At 40.0% G+C, this 15441-nt stretch carries 11 protein-coding genes and 1 tRNA gene; 7 read left to right on the top strand and 5 right to left on the bottom strand.

The window, feature by feature from the left end; all coding sequences use genetic code 11:
• Positions 1-38: 38 nt before the first annotated feature.
• Positions 39-758: an orotidine-5'-phosphate decarboxylase gene (gene pyrF / locus IQ215_RS11970; protein WP_193801650.1), complete on the top strand. Its 720-nt coding sequence runs from the start codon at positions 39-41 to the stop codon at positions 756-758.
• Positions 759-838: 80 nt separating this feature from the next.
• Here the strand turns inward: pyrF and IQ215_RS11975 are convergent, their stop codons facing one another.
• Together IQ215_RS11975 and IQ215_RS11980 are read right to left on the bottom strand one after the other, a co-directional pair.
• A complete protein-coding gene (locus IQ215_RS11975; RefSeq protein ID WP_193801651.1) occupies positions 839-1891 on the bottom strand; it encodes an aromatic ring-hydroxylating oxygenase subunit alpha in 1053 nt (350 codons plus the stop codon).
• Between the two features lie 229 nt (positions 1892-2120).
• Positions 2121-3014 carry an alpha/beta fold hydrolase gene (locus tag IQ215_RS11980; protein WP_193801652.1) on the bottom strand — a complete coding sequence of 298 codons (894 nt, stop codon included), beginning with the start codon at positions 3012-3014 and terminating at the stop codon, positions 2121-2123.
• Positions 3015-3170: 156 nt separating this feature from the next.
• Here IQ215_RS11980 and IQ215_RS11985 point away from each other — a divergent pair, with 156 nt between their 5' ends.
• On the top strand, positions 3171-3974 hold the full coding sequence (locus IQ215_RS11985) for a hypothetical protein (RefSeq protein WP_206688584.1): 804 nt from the start codon (positions 3171-3173) through the stop codon (positions 3972-3974).
• A gap of 3 nt (positions 3975-3977) precedes the next feature.
• On the opposite strand, the gene IQ215_RS14560 is transcribed toward IQ215_RS11985, so the two are convergent.
• On the bottom strand, positions 3978-5837 hold the full coding sequence (locus tag IQ215_RS14560) for a serine/threonine-protein kinase (protein WP_193801654.1): 1860 nt from the start codon (positions 5835-5837) through the stop codon (positions 3978-3980).
• A gap of 182 nt (positions 5838-6019) precedes the next feature.
• On the opposite strand from IQ215_RS14560, the gene IQ215_RS11995 reads away from it, so the two are divergent.
• Positions 6020-6106, top strand: a tRNA-Ser gene (locus tag IQ215_RS11995).
• Positions 6107-6290: 184 nt separating this feature from the next.
• On the opposite strand, the gene IQ215_RS12000 is transcribed toward IQ215_RS11995, so the two are convergent.
• On the bottom strand, positions 6291-6605 hold the full coding sequence (locus IQ215_RS12000) for a P-II family nitrogen regulator (RefSeq protein ID WP_193801655.1): 315 nt from the start codon (positions 6603-6605) through the stop codon (positions 6291-6293).
• A 628-nt stretch (positions 6606-7233) separates the two neighbouring features.
• On the opposite strand from IQ215_RS12000, the gene IQ215_RS12005 reads away from it, so the two are divergent.
• The 3 genes from IQ215_RS12005 (at position 7234) to gcvP (ending at position 13447) form a co-directional block, all read left to right on the top strand.
• On the top strand, positions 7234-8349 hold the full coding sequence (locus tag IQ215_RS12005; RefSeq protein WP_193801656.1) for a sodium-dependent bicarbonate transport family permease: 1116 nt from the start codon (positions 7234-7236) through the stop codon (positions 8347-8349).
• Between the two features lie 266 nt (positions 8350-8615).
• Positions 8616-10319: a bicarbonate transporter BicA gene (gene bicA, locus IQ215_RS12010; protein WP_193801657.1), complete on the top strand. Its 1704-nt coding sequence runs from the start codon at positions 8616-8618 to the stop codon at positions 10317-10319.
• Between the two features lie 164 nt (positions 10320-10483).
• A complete protein-coding gene (gene gcvP / locus IQ215_RS12015; RefSeq protein ID WP_193801658.1) occupies positions 10484-13447 on the top strand; it encodes an aminomethyl-transferring glycine dehydrogenase in 2964 nt (987 codons plus the stop codon).
• 66 nt (positions 13448-13513) lie between these two features.
• Here gcvP and IQ215_RS12020 read toward each other — a convergent pair whose 3' ends face one another.
• Positions 13514-13972, bottom strand: a complete 459-nt coding sequence (locus IQ215_RS12020; RefSeq protein ID WP_193801659.1) for a GatB/YqeY domain-containing protein — start codon at positions 13970-13972, stop codon at positions 13514-13516.
• 118 nt (positions 13973-14090) lie between these two features.
• Between IQ215_RS12020 and IQ215_RS12025 the strand changes: the two genes are divergently transcribed.
• The gene (locus tag IQ215_RS12025) at positions 14091-15365 is read left to right on the top strand and encodes a dihydrolipoamide acetyltransferase family protein (RefSeq protein ID WP_193801660.1); all 1275 of its coding nucleotides are present in this window, start codon (positions 14091-14093) and stop codon (positions 15363-15365) included.
• Positions 15366-15441: the final 76 nt, after the last annotated feature.

Here is a 15441-nt window from a genome sequence, read left to right on the forward strand (position 1 = left end):
ATTTCTGATAAACTAATTAAGTTTTAATTGGTGTGTATATGGAAAGTCCTAGCGATAAAATAATTGTTCCTTTAGATGTTCCCGATGCGCAAAGTGCGATCGCCCTTATTCGTAGTTTACCCGAGGTCAATTTTTGGAAAGTCGGCTTAGAATTGTTCGTTGCCACAGGAGGCGAAGTATTAGAATTTCTCAAGGATGAAGGTAAAAAAATATTTCTTGACCTCAAATTCCATGACATTCCCAACACCGTCAAAAATGCCACTAAGTCCGTCCTAAAATATGATGTGGACTTACTCACCATCCACGCCACCGCAGGAAGAGAAGCCCTCAAAGCCGCCAAAGAGATTGTCTTAGAAGGGGGGCAGGGTCGCCCAAAACTTCTTGCTATCACCGTTTTAACGAGCATTAGTAGTCGTCAACTAGCCTTTGACCTCAAAGTTCCCATCGAACTGCCCGAATATGCCTTAAATAACGCTTTACTCGCCAAAGAATCTGGCATGGATGGGGCGGTATGTTCTCCCCAAGAAGCAGCAAAATTAAAAGAAGTATGCGGGGATGATTTCATTCTTGTTTGCCCCGGAGTGCGTCCAGAATGGGCAGTAAAGGGTGATCAAGAGCGTATTATGACCCCCGCAAGGGCGATCGCCTCTGGAGCTAATTATTTAGTTATCGGGCGGCCCATCACCCAAGCCGAAAATCCCTCCGAAGCCTGGGCAAAAATAATCCAAGAAATCGAAGGAAAAGGGAACAGGGAATAGGGAACAGGGAATAGGGAACAGGGAATAGGGAACAGGGAATAGGGAACAGGGAACAGATAATAATTAGTTATTGTCCATTGTCAATTGTTCATTGTCTTTGTAAACTGAGAGATGATTAATTGTTGCACTTGGGCGATCGCCCGGTTTAACTCATAATTACGCCGTAAAGGATTCTCATTAAAAGCCTTTTGCTCCTGAATAATCATCTCCACATCCTGAACAATCAACCCTTCCAATAACCCCTTAGCCGCATTAAAAAGACTATCTTTGATAAACCGTCTAAACCAAACAGGCAACTTATGTAAACGCCAAAAAGACTCCAAAGAAGTAAAATGAATCAAATAAGCCTTCGTCGTAGTTTCATTCACAGGACAAAAAAGACAATAGATTCTAAAATCTTGCCCCAAACTAGAACTCCAATGGGGATAAACATAACTAACCCTCAAAGGCTCAGGGTGTAACTTCCGTAACGAAGGAAAAAACAGCTGAGAAATTGACCAAATTTTGTCAATACGGTAATAACTTTGGGCATCATACAACACATCCACCCTCGTATCACTCACATCAATTTTATTAAGAGTAGCCGAAGCCCAAGCCTGATAACTATCATGGAGATGTCCATGGTGCATATCCATCAAATTCTCAATCAAAAAAGAATAATGCCCCGGACAATCAACCTGGGCCACACTACCAATATAATTTAAATGCTCCCACTCAGGTAAACCCATCGGGCTAACCCCATCACTATCCCCATCCCCCGGGAATAACCAGATAAAACCATCTAACTCCTGCACAGGGTAACGCTTAATCTTGCAACTAGGTAACTTTTGCTTTTCTTCGAGATAAGGTACAAAAGAGCAACTTCCCTCTTGATTAAACTGCCATCCATGGTAAGCACATTCAATATTATCATTGACCACCTGACCAGCACTCAATTTTACCTGACGATGGGGACAACGATCCTCCAAAGCATTAATCTTTCCTTGGCTATCTCGGAAAAGGACAATTTCATGATGCCAAAGGGTGACACTCACAGGCTGATGGGTAACTTCCACATCTCTGGCTACCACATACCAATGATCTAAATTAATTCCGCAAGTGCGCACATTAGGCTTATATTCTAACTGTCCCATAACCTTAGTAACTCAGTAATGACCCTAAATAATGATATATTACAAACTTAAAAATCGACAAATTGATTTTGGAATAACGGTTCTCAGTGTTGGTAAGATTTCAAGTGATACTAAATCCGTGAATCAAAATATACCTTAGTTCAATTTATTGAACGATAAACTGTTAACCTTGTAATTCATTGCAAGGCGGATGATTATATACTTTTCACATCGGATTGGGTATCAAACCCTAAACTTTTACAGGTTGCAATTTTTCGCTATCTATAATCCAATTTTTCAAAATAGGATTTACCACCTCTGGGGCTTCATCTTGGGGGCAATGCCCTAAACCTTCCAAGGGAATAAACTGTTTCACCGTAGGAAAATTCGCCCACTCCTTCGCCATTTCAATGGGTTCCCATGGATCTTCAGTACCCCATAAAATAATAGCAGGGCAGGGTAAAATCGGTAATAGCTCCTCGGCTAGTGGGCCTCCTGAATAGCCTGTAAAAGCAAGAAATACCGCCGCTGCACCCACGTCTTGGGAGGGTTGATAAATTAGCTCAATTAAATCATCGGTAATGGCATCACTGCGACGATAGGCTTGGGATAAAATTCGGCGGATGACTTTTGGTTTGGCGATTTGTTGAAAGAAAAAATTGCCGATAGCTCTATTTTTTAAGACTTTTTGCATGGCGGTAGCCCCCACATTACGCACCCAAGGGAGGGATTCTCTTTTGCTCTCATGCAGTAGTCTGAGGGAACAATTTAGGGCGGCAATACCCAACACTAATTCGGGAAAATCTACAGCGGTTTGCATGATTACCACACAACCAATGGAGTTACCCACTAAGTAAACGGGGCTACCGACAATTTCTTTACAAAAATCTGCTACCTGTTGCGCCCATGTGTCGAAGGTGTAGCTAATGTCTTGATCTGGTTCTGGTTTTGCGGATGCCCCAAAGCCTATTAAGTCTAAGGCATAGCAATTAAAGTCTTCTCCTAAGACGGGCATATTTTTGCGCCAATGACCGCAATTTGCACCAAAGCCATGGACTAACACCACCGCAGTGCCTTCTTTTTTGCCATAGGATTGGTAGCCGATATTATAACCTCGCCATTGCCATGTTTGATAGTTCAACATTATTGATGCTTTGATTTTATTTATTTCTTTATCTTCTATTGTAAAGTAATGTTAAGAAGTAAGGGAAATAGTCATGGGATTTTAAATACTCAGTGATTGCTACAATTTATTAGTAATATTTGATACTGTTTTTTGTTAGTGAATAATAATATTTTAGTGAGTGATTATTTAGGTGATTTTTTAGGAGAAATGCTTTTTTATTGGACAAAAGATAAAGGGGGAGATATTACCATCTATAATGATTTATGTTATAGTTTGAGTCTCAATGAAAAAAAGAAAGATATTACTTTTAGTAGTCCTATATGTGTAAGAATATCTCAGTCTTTAAATTTGAATAGTAATCAACTAGCGAAGGAGATTGTTGATATTTATGAGCAAAATAAATCAATCTATTCTAGTAATTTAATTATTATAAATGCTAACAATGGTTGGTTAGAATTAACCTTAACGAAATATTTTTTAAGTAGATATTTAGTTAATTTATCTCAATATTGCCTTAATAATGACTATTTAAATATAGCTAAAAAACACGCATATTTTAAATACATATATATTTATTGCCGTATTTGTTCTCTGTTGAGGTCTGCCCATGAACAGAGAATAATTCAGTTAAATAATCTTGATTTTTGTTTGAATAAATGGAATGTTATTGATTTAGAAAACAATATTTTTACAAATTTAATATATACAAATAATAGAGATTTAGCTTTAATAAAAAATATGATTTATTGTTTGGAAGTAACCTTTAAGAAAAGCAATAAAGTTAATTATTTTAGTGTCCTTGATAAAATGTATCAAGGATTGGTGCATTGGGAGAAAAATTGTCGTATTTGGGGACAAGTAAAACAGGAAAATATTAGTTTAGCTAGGGCTAGGTTGGGGTTAGGGGCGATCGCCCTTAGATATTATCAAAACCTATGTAAATCGGTATTTATAGAAGAATTTCCCACAGAATTATAACCACTATCTTAACCAAACACTAATATTAATATTGCCATTAACCTTTCTAATTTGACCATCCCATTTAGCCAGACTAAAAGCCCTCAAATCCGTTTCACCCTGCACCACCTGCCTTAAAGCCTCCCTCACCTCAGGGGTAATATTACCCCGTAATAAACGCTCAAAAGTAGCCTCAATGGTTGCCGTATCCACCGCCACAGGAAAAGATAAATTAACTTCCTGAATACTTCCATTAGCATCATTCACCTTATAACTAACCTGACTATTCGTATTAAAAATATTGTCATAACTCCATTCGGTCGTATTATCATCAGGATTAGACTGAGTTTGATTTGGTTGCCCAAATCGACCTAAAATTTCATTTACCACATTCCCGGTAGTTAAAACAGGTAAAGGATTTTGCTCCCTCGTATTATTCGGAGGATTAACAGGCTCAACATTATCTGAATTTTGGTTACTATCAGGATTATTAGTATCAGGGGAAGTATTTTCATTTTGAGCCATTTCCGAATTATTTTCCCCATTGGTTTCCTCCGTTGGATTTTCTTCTTCTACGGTTTCTTCTTCTTGGGGGCGGCGGAATATATCAGGATTGAAAATAGGATTACGACGATTTGATTCAATGGTAGGTGATTGATTTTCCTCAGGAATTTCGGTTGTTTGATTTTCCCCCGACTCATTGGCAAACTCACCATTAGAATTACTAAATAAATTGGCAATTACCCCATAGCCAAGGGTAAAAGAGGCGATCGCAATGAGAGATAACCATAAAATAGGTAATAAAGAGCCAAAAAAGCCCCGTTTGTCCTCCTCCTCATAATCTCGAGTAAAATTATTAACCGCTACCGTGCCACCATTTCCCCGTCGCACAGTGCCACCATTAATAGAGTTATTAACCAAATTATGAGGATTAACACGCCCTCCCACAGCCACTGTCGGATCATAACTCACCGTTTGACTATTATTATTAATAGGAGTTCGACTATTATCAGTAGATATTACAGGGCTACCAAAACCCACCGTAGGATTATGAGAAGTAACAGGCTTTAATGCCTCTAACATTTCCGGTGCGCTCGAAAAACGCTCCCGAGGATTAAAACGAATCGCCCTATCAATTACCCCCGCAAGATTAGAATGTAAATCAGGAATCTCATCACGCCATAAAATCTCCCCCGTGCGACTATCACTGCGTAAATGTTGGGGAGACTTACCCGTTAGCATATATACCGCCGTTAAACCAAGACTATACAAATCACTAGAAAAAATAGGCCGCCCCGCCGCCTGTTCAGAAGACATATAACCAGGAGTACCAATGGCGATAGAATAGGCAGACTGGCCCTGAGAATAAACAAAAGTTGTTAAAGCCTCTTTTACCGCCCCAAAATCAATTAAAATTGGCAAATTATCCTTGCCCCTCAAAATAATATTATCGGGTTTTACATCTCGATGAACGATATTTTCTTGGTGTATGTAACCCAATACGGGTAAAATTTTTAAGAGGAATTCTTCCACATCCTCAGGATTCATTTTTCCCTCTTGCTGTATCTTTTTAGTCAGGGTGATTCCCTCTACCCACTCCTGTACCAAATAAAAATTATTATCCTCACAAAAATAAGCATGGAGACGAGGCACTTGAATTTGTTCATCTCCCAAATGCTCTAAAATACGGGCTTCTTGCTCAAAACGTTCATACATCCATTCAGGAATGTTTGACTCATTAATAATCGGCTTTAACTGTTTAATCACACATCTTTTGCCCGAGGGTGAATGGGTATCGATAGCCAAAAATGTCTCGCCAAACCCCCCTCTACCAATAGATTCTATGATTTGATAACGATTATTTAACAAAGTAGTAGTATTCATTCCCTTCAGGAAGTCATTGATATTTTTCCCATCTATCATAACGATTATTTTGAAAATTTTGAGGTCGTGATTTAGCCACTTTTTTCCTCAACCTCTTGCTAAAGTTAATGGTCATTACTCTTTTTTTTATTTTACCTTGTAAATTTTTTGGAGATTAGCTATAATATTTAACTGTGTCATCTGGAGAGGTGGCCGAGCGGTTGAAGGCGCAGCACTGGAAATGCTGTTTGGGGGTAACTTCAACGAGGGTTCGAATCCCTCCCTCTCCGTACCTAATAAAGAGAGTCAAGGTTAACACCTTGGCTTTTTTTGCTTAATTTATCCATCAAAAAGAGGCAGGAAAGAAAAGGCAATAACAATATATGCCCTATTTCTCCTACCACTTATTTAAAAAGTATTATGCTTTGGTTGAATAATTATGATGAAGATTTATTTTTCACCAGCGCACCTTACCTAGAAGATGTGAGCGTGTAAAACTTCAGCTTCACAAATGTAGATGATACCTGAGTAATCCTCAAAAAAGTTTTCCGCCACTTCATCGGAAATTTTTAAAGCTATTTCCCTACTAGGAGTAAGCACTTCAATTTTGATATTAGAATAAGTGTCAGAAACAGTAGGTTGCCCAGAGGAGCGCACATTACGACTACCCTTACCACCAGCGGCCACTACGGTATATCCTGTTGCCCCTGCTTTGTCGATAATCTTAGCGATTTTTTTTAGTAGCAGTTTTTCTGTTACGATGACAAGTTTATTAGCTTTTTGAGTCATATGATTTACCTCTTTATATGTTTTTTTGATAAAAAAAGCAAGACAAAAACCTATGGTTTTGCCTAAAACTATATTTTTTAGTATATGCTAAAAACCCATTAATCCACGACTTTATCGCCACAAAAACCGATCAGATTCATGGATTTTTTAAATAAATAACACTTATGATTATGTCATGGTTGAGGAAATTAAAAGTTAGGTAATTTGTAATCCTCAAGATAATGACTTGAAAAAGTTTACGAGTGCTTAAAGACATAGGATGATTAGTTTTAATTATTTTCTTTTATAAAAAACATTATTAGCAAACTTAACCATACTTACAGCTATTATCCCCAACTGAGGTTAAATATTATTAGTTCCTTGATATTTTTATCTAAAAGCCACCGATTGGGCTTATTAATAACTAAAACTTATATATCAAATTGAATATTACTTAGGAGATTTGGGGGTGAAAACCGTACATTGGCTTTTTTTTACGATATACTTACCTGTATAGCAAATAAATATTCAATAGATAAAAGTCTATAGCAAGATAGAGTAGGAAAATAATTATTGTGAGTATTCGCCCAAATAGTTTTCCTTGCTTATAGTCTTGACGGAAAATATTTAATAAAGGAGGAATTAGAAAGTGGATTTTTTATCAGGTTTTTTCACGGGTTTTTTGGGGCAGTTACAGTCTCCGACTCTGGGATTTTTGATTGGTGGGATGATTGTGGCGGCTTGTAATAGTCAATTACAAATTCCCGATGCGGTGTATAAGTTCATCGTTTTTATGCTACTGATTAAGGTGGGTTTGAGCGGGGGAATTGCTATTCGTAACGCTAATTTAGCTGAGATGTTATTACCTGCGGCGTTTGCGGTGGCTGTAGGTCTTATTATTGTGTTTATTGGTCGTTACACCCTTGCGAAATTGCCTAATGTGAAGGTTGTAGATGCGATCGCCACGGCTGGTTTATTTGGGGCGGTAAGTGGTTCTACCCTAGCGGCAGCTTTAACTTTACTAGAAGAACAAGGCATTGAATATGAAGCATGGGCAGCGGCACTATATCCATTCATGGATATTCCTGCACTGGTAGGGGCGATCGTTTTGGCCAGTATTTACACCCGCAAACAACGTGAATCCTTCAAAGAAGAATTTCCGAGTAAACAACCCGTGGCAGCGGGAGACTATGCAGGAGAGGACAATTATCCCACCACCCGTCAAGAATATCTTAATATGCAGCATGGTGGTGCTAGTAAAAAAGTAGAAATTTGGCCTATCGTCAAAGAAAGCCTTCAAGGTTCAGCCTTATCAGCTCTATTACTAGGTTTAGCGTTAGGATTGTTAACCCGTCCTGAGAGTGTTTACGAAAGTTTCTTTAATCCTCTTTTCCGTGGTTTACTTTCTATCTTAATGTTGGTAATGGGTATGGAAGCAACCGCAAGACTTGGGGAACTTCGTAAGGTTGCTCAATGGTATGCTGTATATGCTTTTATTGCTCCTTTATTACATGGATTTATTGCCTTCGGTTTTGGTATGATTGCCCATGCTTTAACTGGATTTAGTCTCGGTGGTGTAGTTATCCTATCGGTAATTGCAGCTTCTAGTTCCGACATCTCTGGGCCTCCTACCTTAAGGGCTGGTATTCCTTCAGCTAATCCCTCTGCTTACATCGGTGCTTCTACCGCTGTGGGTACACCAGTGGCGATCGCCATAGGCATACCTCTATATATTGGACTAGCTCAAGCATTTATGGGAGGATAAACCCACAAGGGTGATGGTGAGCCAGAGCAACTCCATAAACTGGTCACCAAACCTCCACTTTTCATAAATAGCTCCCTCAAAGGATTTCCCCATTAAGTAAAAGCATTCATCACTAAAAAATATAACCTTTTCTTTTTTTGTTTATATAAGTTATAAGCCAAACTTATTTGTTATTGTGCTTAAACTTCATTATCATAGCAATAATAAAATATTTATAAATTTAAGTATAGAAAAAAATCTATATATAAAGAAAAGGAAACAATTGAATGCAAATTACTAATAAAATACATTTTCGTAATGTACGGGGAGACTTATTGGGGGGGCTAACTGCTGCCATTATTGCCCTACCCATGGCATTGGCATTTGGTATTGCCTCAGGGGCTGGGGCTAGTGCAGGATTATGGGGCGCTGTATTGGTGGGATTTTTTGCTGCCGTATTTGGTGGCACTCCTACCCTCATTTCTGAACCTACAGGCCCGATGACAGTTATTATGACCGCTGTAATCGCTAGTTTAACCGCCAGTGATCCTGATAATGGCATGGCCATGGCTTTTACGGTGGTAATGTTGGCAGGGTTTTTCCAAATTATTTTTGGCTTACTCAAGCTCGGAAAATACGTTACCATGATGCCCTATACTGTCATTTCTGGCTTTATGACGGGTATTGGTTTAATTTTAGTCATTTTACAAATCGCCCCTTTCTTGGGTCAGGGAACGCCTTCTGGGGGGGTTATTGGTACACTGCAAAATCTTCCTAGTCTTATTGATGGTATTAAACCCCTAGAAACAATTTTGGCGGTCATGACGGTAGTGATTTTATACGTAGTGCCTCGCCGTTATCGTCAATACTGTCCCCCGCAACTTTTGGCTTTGGTGGCTGGTACGTTAGTTTCTTTAGTGTTTTTTGGGGATGCGGAAATTAGCCGTATTGGCTTGATTCCCACTGGTTTACCTAGCTTACAAGTTCCTACCTTTGGGGCTAGTGAGTTAAGGCTTATGATCATTGATGGTATGGTTTTGGGGATGTTGGGTTGTATTGATGCTTTGCTCACTTCTGTGGTGGCTGATAGTTTGACTCGTACAGAACATAATTCTAATAAGGAGTTAATTGGACAAGGTTTAGGAAATTTGGCTTCTGGTTTATTTGGTGGTCTTCCGGGGGCAGGGGCTACCATGGGAACGGTGGTTAATATTCAAACTGGGGCTTCTAGTGCTTTATCTGGTATTACAAGGGCTATCATTTTGTTTGTGGTGGTGATTTGGGCAGCTCCTTTGACGGCAAATATACCTTTGGCGGTGTTAGCAGGAATTGCTTTTAAAGTGGGTGTTAATATTATTGACTGGGGTTTTCTCAAAAGGGTTCACAAAATTTCTTGGAAAGCCGCCGGGATTGTTTATGGGGTAATTATTTTAACGGTATTGGTTGATTTGATGGTGGCTGTGGGTGTTGGGGTGTTTATTGCTAATGTGATGACTATCGATAAATTATCGGAATTACGTTCTAAGTCTGTGAAGATGGTTAGTGATGCTGATGATGAAATTGTTCTTAATGCTGAAGAAAAGCAGGTTTTGGATTTGGCGAGGGGACGAATGTTACTTTTTCATCTCAGCGGCCCGATGATTTTTGGGGTAGCAAAGGCGATCGAAAGGGAGCATAATGCTGTTAATAATTATGATGTGTTAATTGTGGATTTATCAGAAGTTCCTATCTTGGGAGTGACATCTTCTTTGGCTCTGGAAAATGCCATTAAAGAAGCTATCGATCAACATAATGAAGTAATTATTGTTGGGGCAACGGGTAAGGTTAAAAATCGTTTAGAAACCTTGGGTTTGGCTGGACTAATTCCCCCTGATAATTGGATGGGCGATCGCCTTTATGCCTTACAACAAGGGTTAGCAGTGGTCAGAAATCGACAAAGCGAGTTATATCAACCCGCAGGGGCTAATCTTGATATAGAAGAAAAAATATAAGCCATAGTGGCTATTAAGTGTTAGGTAATCAGGGAAATTGAGAATATATTATTTTCGATAACGAATCACTGTAACTCCTAGTTAACCAATTCTAGTTTAAGAATTGTTAAGATTTCGTTAATATGGAATAAGTAACTCAAACGTAAATCACCCTACCATCAACCATGCTCGACTTAGACAATTTCGGTAACAGTTATTCTCAGTCTATGGAGAATGACACCTTGAGTCACGTTCAATCCCCCCTTAGTTTAAGACAAAATAATCAATTCAAAGTCCGTCACATTGGCATCGATTCACCTAGTGCCAAGGTTATGTTAGATGCCCTAAGCTATGATAGTTTAGAAGAATTAATCGATCAAGCTGTTCCCCCCTCCATTCGCCTCAATCAGCCTTTAAAATTACCCTCTGCTAGTTCAGAAAATCAAGCCCTTGCCCAGTTGAAGGAAATAGCCCAACAAAATGAGGTATTCACCAACTATATCGGCATGGGTTACAGTAATTGTATTACCCCCCCAGTTATTCAGCGTAACATCCTCGAAAATCCTAACTGGTACACTGCCTATACTCCCTACCAACCAGAAATCGCCCAAGGAAGGTTAGAGGCGCTGTTAAATTATCAAACCATGATCATTGATTTGACAGGGTTAGAAATTGCTAACGCTTCTTTGTTGGATGAAGGCACAGCCGCCGCAGAAGCCATGACCATGAGTTATGGGGTATGTAAAAATAAATCTAATAAGTTTTTCGTCGATCGCACTTGTCACCCCCAAACCATTGCGGTGATGGAAACTAGAGCCAGATATTTAGATATTGAACTAATTATCGCTGATTTTGCCGATTTTGATTTTAATACTCCCATTTTTGGAGCTTTATTACAATATCCTACTACCCACGGCACCGTTTATGATTATCAAGGGATAATTGATCAAGTTCATCAACAAAAAGGTTTAGTTACCCTCGCCTGTGATTTGATGAGTTTGGCTTTGTTAAAATCCCCCGGAGAATTAAACGCTGATATTGCGGTGGGAAATACCCAACGTTTTGGCGTACCCTTGGGTTATGGTGGCCCTCATGCTGCTTATTTTGCCACTAAGGATCAATATAAAAGACAAGTGCCTGGGCGTATTGTGGGGGTTTCTAAAGATGTCCATGGCAAACCTGCTTTAAGATTGGCACTACAAACCAGAGAGCAACATATTCGCCGTGATAAGGCAACGAGTAATATTTGTACAGCACAGGTATTATTGGCGGTGATTGCTTCTGCTTATGCGGTATATCACGGACAAGAAGGTATCAGAGGTATTGCCACCACTATCCATAATTTAACCAAGGTATTGGGTACAGGGTTAGAAAGGTTAGGGTATGGGTTAAGGAGTCATGCTGTTTTCGACACCGTTACTATTGATTTTGCCGATAATCAGTTGGTTGATGCTATTCGAGAAAAGGCTGAGGCACAACGGATTAATTTCCGCTACGATCAAAATGTTATAGGTATTAGCCTTGATGAAACTACAACTTTGGAAGATGTCCAAAAAATTTGGTCAATTTTTGCCCCTAATGGGAATGTAGATTTTACCGTGAAGGAGTTAAATACTTCTAAGTTTGATTTACCTAGTGGCTTTTTGCGTAAAACTTCTTACCTGACAGAAACGGTATTTAATCAGTATCATTCGGAAACGGAATTATTAAGATATTTACATCGCCTAGAAACCAAGGATTTATCCCTTACTACTTCCATGATTGCCCTAGGTTCTTGTACCATGAAACTAAACGCTACGGCGGAAATGTTACCTGTAACTTGGGCGCAGTTTAACCAAATCCATCCCTTTGCCCCTATTTCTCAGACGAAGGGTTATCAAATCCTTTTTGCCCAATTAGAGGCATGGTTGGGCGAAATAACGGGGTTTGCGGGAATATCTCTCCAGCCCAATGCTGGTTCTCAGGGAGAATATGCAGGGTTGCAGGTGATTCGCAGATACCATGATAGTCGTGGGGAAGGGCATCGTAATATATGCCTTATTCCTGAGTCTGCCCATGGTACTAACCCTGCTAGTGCGGTGATGTGTGGGTTAAAGGTAGTACCTGTGAAGTGTGATAGTCAGGGGGATATTGATATTGAGGATTTACAGGCTAAGGCGGAAAAACATAAGGAAAATCTTTCGGCGTTGATGATTACTTATCCTTCTACCCATGGGGTTTTTGAGCAGGGTATTAAGGACATATGTGGTATTGTCCATAGCTATGGTGGGCAGGTATATCTTGATGGAGCGAATATGAATGCGCAGGTGGGATTATGTCGCCCTGGAGATTTTGGGGCGGATGTGTGTCACCTCAATTTGCATAAAACTTTTTGTATTCCCCATGGTGGCGGTGGCCCTGGGGTGGGGCCTATTGGGGTTATGGCTCATTTGGTACCTTTTTTACCTACTACTGATTCTATGAGTGAAAGATCCCCCCTAACCCCCCTTAATAAGGGGGGGATGGAGTCCATTGGGATGATTTCGGCGGCGCCTTGGGGTAGTGCTAGTATTTTGCCTATTTCTTGGATGTATATTGCCATGATGGGTAGTGAGGGTTTGACGGAGGCTACTAAGGTGGCGATTTTGAATGCAAATTATATTGCCCATCGTTTGGAGCCCCATTATCCGATTCTGTTTACTGGTAAGTCGGGTTTGGTGGCGCATGAGTGTATTATCGATTTGCGTCCGTTGCGTAAAACTGCTTCTATTGAGGTGCAGGATGTGGCAAAACGTCTCATTGATTATGGTTTTCATGCTCCGACTATGTCTTGGCCTGTGAATGGTACGATGATGATTGAACCGACGGAGAGTGAGTCTTTGGCGGAATTAGACCGTTTTTGTGAAGCGATGATCTCTATTCGTAATGAGATAAGGGCGATCGAGGATGGTAAGATGGATATGGAGGATAATCTACTGAAAAATTCTCCCCATACGGCGTTGAGTTTGATTGCTTCTGATTGGAGTCATCCTTATACCCGTGAGGAGGCGGCATACCCTGATGGTTGGACGAAAGAGCATAAGTTTTGGAGTGCTGTGGGGCGTATTGATAATGCTTGGGGCGATCGCAACTTAGTATGTTCTTGTGTAGGTATGGAAAATTATCAGTAAAATGTTAAAAACCCCTTTCCTAATAAAATGGAAAGGGTTAAAAATAATCAGCAGAAAGCACTTTAACTAATCTGCCAACTTCGCTTTGACTAATTCTTGAATTTTTTTACCATCAGCCTTTCCTTTTAAGTCTTTCATGGCTAAACCCATCACCTTACCCATATCCTTGGGGCTAGACGCACCCACTTGAGTAATAATCTTATCTAACACTTCCCCTAACTCCTCATCAGAAATTTGTTCAGGTAAATAGGTTTCAATAATGGCTAATTCAGCTTCTTCTTTTTGGGCTAAATCAGGACGATTTGCCTTTAAATATTGATCGATAGAATCTCGCCTTTGCTTTGCCTGTTGGACTAAAATTTGCATTTCATCATCCCCACTAAGGGTATCTTTACCTTTTGCTCGTAATTCTACTTCCTTTTCTAACAATACCTTTTTAATGCTTCTAACCGTTTCTAGGCGAACCTTATCTTTCGCTTTCATGGCGGTTTTTATATCTTCACCAATTTTATCTTTTAAACTCATTTCTCAATAGTCACTCAAAATTAAGACAACTTTTATTGTAACCCTTGGGGTTTTGTGGTAGTCAAATTCCTATATAATAAGGAGTTTGAGAACTAAATAAGATTAAATTGTAAACTAAATGATTCACGATATATTTATGCCAGCCCTCAGTTCGACAATGACAGAGGGAAAAATAGTTTCATGGGAAAAAGCTCCTGGAGATAAGATTGAAAAAGGAGAAACCGTCGTTGTAGTAGAATCAGACAAGGCGGATATGGATGTAGAATCTTTTTACTCTGGTTATTTGGCAACTATTTTGGTAGATGCTGGGGAAGAAGCCCCCGTCGGCGCCGCCATTGCCTATATTGCCGAAACAGAAGCCGAAATCGAAGAAGCCCAGAAAAAAGCCACCAGCGCCCCTAGTCCATCCCATGGAGTATCCACGGCCAAAGTAGAAGAAAAAGTTGAAGTAGCAACCCCTGAGCCTACTCCCACCGCTGTAAATAAACCCAGTGGCCGGTTAATTGCTTCTCCCCGTGCCAAAAAATTAGCTAAGGAATTAAAGGTTGATTTAAACACCATTGCGGGTACAGGTTTAAATGGACGCATCACGGCCGAGGATGTGCAAAAAGTAGCAGGAAAAACCTCCACTCAAGCCACCGTTACTCCTGTGGCGGCGGTTAGCACTCCCCCTAGCACTCCCGTTATCACCCCCACTCTGGCCCCTGTTAACAACCTTGCAGGGGAAACTTTACCCCTCAATACTTTACAACAGGCGGTAGTAAGGAATATGATGGCGAGTTTACAAGTGCCTACCTTCCATGTGAGTTATGACATTACCACCGATGCCCTCGATGCCCTTTATCGTCAAATCAAGCCTAAGGGGGTCACTATGACTGCTTTACTGGCTAAGGCGGTAGCTCTTACTTTACAAAAACACCCCATTGTTAATTCTAGCTACACTGATGCTGGTATTAAGTACAATGAAAGTATAAACGTTGCGATCGCCGTTGCTATGCCCGATGGTGGTTTAATTACCCCTGTATTAAAAAATGCTGATCAAGTGGATATTTATTCCCTTGCCCGTAGTTGGAAAGATTTAGTAGCTAGAGCTAGAGCCAAACAATTGCAACCCGATGAGTACAGCACTGGCACATTTACCATTTCTAACCTCGGAATGTTTGGGGTAAGTAGTTTTGATGCGATTTTACCTCCCGGACAGGGTTCTATTTTAGCGGTAGGGGGCGCTCGTCCTACGGTGGTATCTGATGGGCAAGGATTCTTTGGGGTTAAAAATCAGATGAGTGTAAATATCACCTGTGATCATCGTAATATCTACGGTGCTGATGCGGCTTCTTTCCTCAAGGATTTGGCGCAATTAATTGAGTCGGAAACCCATTCTTTAACTCTTTAGGGATTAATTATTAGGTGGTAGGTGTTAGGTGTTAGGGTTTTGTTGCCCTTACCTATAAACAAATTAACCGTGTAAT

This window comes from Cyanobacterium stanieri LEGE 03274 (genome assembly GCF_015207825.1).
In the GTDB taxonomy this organism is placed as follows: Bacteria; Cyanobacteriota; Cyanobacteriia; order Cyanobacteriales; family Cyanobacteriaceae; genus Cyanobacterium; species Cyanobacterium stanieri_B.

Bases quoted from the DNA above. Each gene is read 5' to 3' on its own strand.
- pyrF (WP_193801650.1), top strand. From the start codon at position 39: ATGGAAAGTCCTAGCGATAAAATAATTGTTCCTTTAGATGTTCCCGAT.
- IQ215_RS11975 (WP_193801651.1), bottom strand. From the start codon at position 1,891: ATGGGACAGTTAGAATATAAGCCTAATGTGCGCACTTGCGGAATTAAT.
- IQ215_RS11980 (WP_193801652.1), bottom strand. From the start codon at position 3,014: ATGTTGAACTATCAAACATGGCAATGGCGAGGTTATAATATCGGCTAC.
- IQ215_RS14560 (WP_193801654.1), bottom strand. From the start codon at position 5,837: ATGAATACTACTACTTTGTTAAATAATCGTTATCAAATCATAGAATCT.
- IQ215_RS12000 (WP_193801655.1), bottom strand. From the start codon at position 6,605: ATGACTCAAAAAGCTAATAAACTTGTCATCGTAACAGAAAAACTGCTA.
- bicA (WP_193801657.1), top strand. From the start codon at position 8,616: ATGCAAATTACTAATAAAATACATTTTCGTAATGTACGGGGAGACTTA.
- gcvP (WP_193801658.1), top strand. From the start codon at position 10,484: ATGCTCGACTTAGACAATTTCGGTAACAGTTATTCTCAGTCTATGGAG.
- IQ215_RS12020 (WP_193801659.1), bottom strand. From the start codon at position 13,972: ATGAGTTTAAAAGATAAAATTGGTGAAGATATAAAAACCGCCATGAAA.
- IQ215_RS12025 (WP_193801660.1), top strand. From the start codon at position 14,091: ATGATTCACGATATATTTATGCCAGCCCTCAGTTCGACAATGACAGAG.